Source organism: Saccharomonospora halophila 8, from assembly GCF_000383775.1.
Classification (GTDB): domain Bacteria; phylum Actinomycetota; class Actinomycetes; order Mycobacteriales; family Pseudonocardiaceae; genus Saccharomonospora; species Saccharomonospora halophila.
Genome location: NZ_KB912555.1, coordinates 16,930 through 19,467 on the forward strand (window position 1 = coordinate 16,930; position 2,538 = coordinate 19,467).

At 71.5% G+C, this 2,538-nt stretch carries 2 protein-coding genes and 2 pseudogenes; 1 reads left to right on the forward strand and 3 read right to left on the reverse strand.

The window, feature by feature from the left end; all coding sequences use genetic code 11:
* From SACHA_RS25400 to SACHA_RS0111985, 3 genes and pseudogenes are all read right to left on the reverse strand, one after another.
* Window positions 1-372: pseudogene (locus SACHA_RS25400) on the reverse strand (hypothetical protein); the annotation flags it as partial.
* A 208-nt stretch (window positions 373-580) separates the two neighbouring features.
* The gene (locus tag SACHA_RS0111980; RefSeq protein WP_019809993.1) at window positions 581-1,576 is read right to left on the reverse strand and encodes a lysozyme; all 996 of its coding nucleotides are present in this window, start codon (window positions 1,574-1,576) and stop codon (window positions 581-583) included.
* Window positions 1,577-1,712: 136 nt separating this feature from the next.
* A complete protein-coding gene (locus SACHA_RS0111985) occupies window positions 1,713-2,324 on the reverse strand; it encodes a type VII secretion system-associated protein (RefSeq protein WP_028663116.1) in 612 nt (203 codons plus the stop codon).
* A gap of 57 nt (window positions 2,325-2,381) precedes the next feature.
* Here SACHA_RS0111985 and SACHA_RS26700 point away from each other — a divergent pair.
* Window positions 2,382-2,538: pseudogene (locus SACHA_RS26700) on the forward strand (sterol carrier family protein); the annotation flags it as partial.

A 2,538-nucleotide genomic window follows, 5' to 3' on the forward strand; every position in this document is an offset into this window, starting at 1 on the left:
CGCGGCGGTGTCGTCCTCGTCGTCGCCGAGCAGGAAGCCGGGTGCGGCGAGGCCGGTGACCAGGAACGCGACGACCGCCAGCGCCGCGGCGGAGATCCCGATCCACAGGCCGGTCCTGCTCTTCCCCCCGGGAGGCCGCCCCCCGAACCCACCGTCGCCGGGTTGCCCGTAGCCGGGCTGTTGTCCGTACCAGCCGTGCGGGTCCGCGAACCGGCCGCCGTACTGATCCCCGTACGCACCCCCGTACTGCCCGTACTGCCCGTACGGGTCCTGCTGCGGGGGGAACCCGCCGGACGGGGGGAACCCGGACCGGTCGTACGGGTTCGGTTGGTGTCCGTACGGCGGCTGCCCGGGTTGCGGCGGGTATGTCATGACCTTCTCGCCTTCCGTGGGGGACGGCGCCCCCGAGATGCGGTTCCGGTTGTCGGACGCTCGTCCGGGAGGCGCCGGGTCCCCCAGACCACGTGACCCGTGGCATTGTGCCCGATCACCACGACACGGTGGCGGGAGGGAACCGGAATCGGGCTGTTCCGCAGCGTGACGCGCAGGCACGCGGGGACGAAGCCGCGGACCGGGGAGGTCAACCCATGGCCAGCATGCGCAACCGGTGGTAGGCGCCGTTGAACACGTTCTGGTCGATCGGGCTGGAGGTGTACTGCCAGAAGGTGTGGTAGTCCCAGTCGTGCGGGAGTTCGCCGACCGACGAATCGTAGCGGGCGACCCACAGGGGCACGGTGTCGGAGAAGCTCTGTGCGGTGCCGACGCACTGCTCCCACCAGCTGGTCGACGTGTAGATCACCGGATGCCGCCCGGTGCGGGCGTGGTAGGTGTCGTGGAAGTCGCGGATCCAGGCGGCCATCGCGTCGTGGTCCTTGCCGTAACAGGTGGCTCCGTACGGGTTGTACTCCAGATCGACGGCCCCGGGCAGAGTCTGCCCGTCCGCGGACCAGCCGCCGCCGTGGGAGACGAAGTAGTCCGCCTGCGCCGCGCCGGACGACCGGTCCGGCAGTGCGAAGTGGTAGGCGCCGCGGATCATGCCGACGTCGTAGGACCCGTCGTACTGCTGGTCGAAGTACGGGTTGGTGTAGCCGGTGCCTTCGGTCGCCTTGACGTAGGCGAATCTCTTGCCCTCGTCCCACCAGTGCGGCCAGTCGACCGCACCCTGCCAGCTACTGACGTCGATGCCGTCGACCGTCGCGGTCGCCGGGCCGCCGTCGGAGTTCGTTCCCCGTGGCTCGCGTGCCCGCTGTCGCGACCACGGGGTGGAGTGGTCCCCCTCGACCCGGGCGATCTGCGACCCCATCGGGTGCCCGTGCTGTCCCGGAGTGCCGTGTTCTCCCGGGGTGCCGTGTTCTCTCGGGGTGCTGTGTTCTCCCGGGGTGCCGTGTTGTTGTCCCGGGGCACTGCCGTTCTCTTCCGGTCCGGCCGTGGCCGGGGTGTGCACCCCGAGCAGGAGGGCGCCCAGCGGGACGACGAGCCCGAGGAGAACGCGGGACGACCGCCTCCTCCGGCCGGGTTCGGGGCCGGTGGTGGGTGTCGCGGGACGAACGAGTGGTCGCTTCGAGTGCGTGTTCATCCACCCACCGTGGTCGGCGGGAGGTCGGGCACGGTCTCGCCACGCCGTGGTGTCACCGTCCCGGGCGGGAGAAGACACCGTGTGGGTGGCTGCCGGTTCCCCCGGGGCGGTGATCCGCCGTCGTGGCCGGGACGGTTCAGCGGTCGTGGGCGAGCGCCAGCACCAGTTCCTGCGCGCGCACGACGGCCGTCGCGATGTCGTCCGGGTTGAGGACGAGGGGGTGGCCCGCGAGCAGTTCGACCACGTCCCGCCCCCGCACCGGCCGGACGCAGAACCAGTCCCGCGGAGCCAGTGACCGGCCGGTGTAGGCGGGCACCACCACGTCTCCTTCGGTGTCGTGGAAGCCGACCAGGGTGCGCTGGTCCGGGGAGTACGCGTAGACGTACACCGTCGCGTCGAGCACCGCGGGTGCGAGGTCCTCCGCGGGGCGGTGGCCGGTCCGCACCAGCTGGAGCAGGTGCTCCAGGTCGCTCTCCGGGTCGGGATAGCCCAGGGCGCGGGGGGACGGCCGGTACCGGTCGTTGAAATGGAAGTCGTCCACGACCTCGCCGTGGGCATCGACCGGGTAGGCACCGACGACGGCCCAGGAGGGCACGTTACCCCGCGGGTCGAACGCCTCGTCGATCACGTACAGCCAGCTGTCCGGATTCGCTCTCGCGTTCGCCCGCATCTCCCGCGTGATCTCCGGCTTCCTGGTCGCCGCGGTCCTCTCGGGCATCAGGCGGTCTGCGTCGTCGCGACGGGCCATGCGCTTCCCCACGTCGTGCCGTGTACGGGCTGTGCGGATCCACCTTACTGTTGGGGCATGTCGAAATCACGGTCCGTCGACCCCGGCGAGTTGCGTGCGGCGGTGGCGACCGTCGCCCCGTGGCTGGACGGACGGGGAGACGAGCCCGCCCGCGGCGACCTGGCCACCGCCGTGCGGTTGAGTCTGCGCACCCTCGCCGGGGTGGCGCCGGGGC

Bases quoted from the DNA above. Each gene is read 5' to 3' on its own strand.
- SACHA_RS0111985 (WP_028663116.1), bottom strand. From the start codon at position 2,324: ATGGCCCGTCGCGACGACGCAGACCGCCTGATGCCCGAGAGGACCGCG.
- SACHA_RS0111980 (WP_019809993.1), bottom strand. From the start codon at position 1,576: ATGAACACGCACTCGAAGCGACCACTCGTTCGTCCCGCGACACCCACC.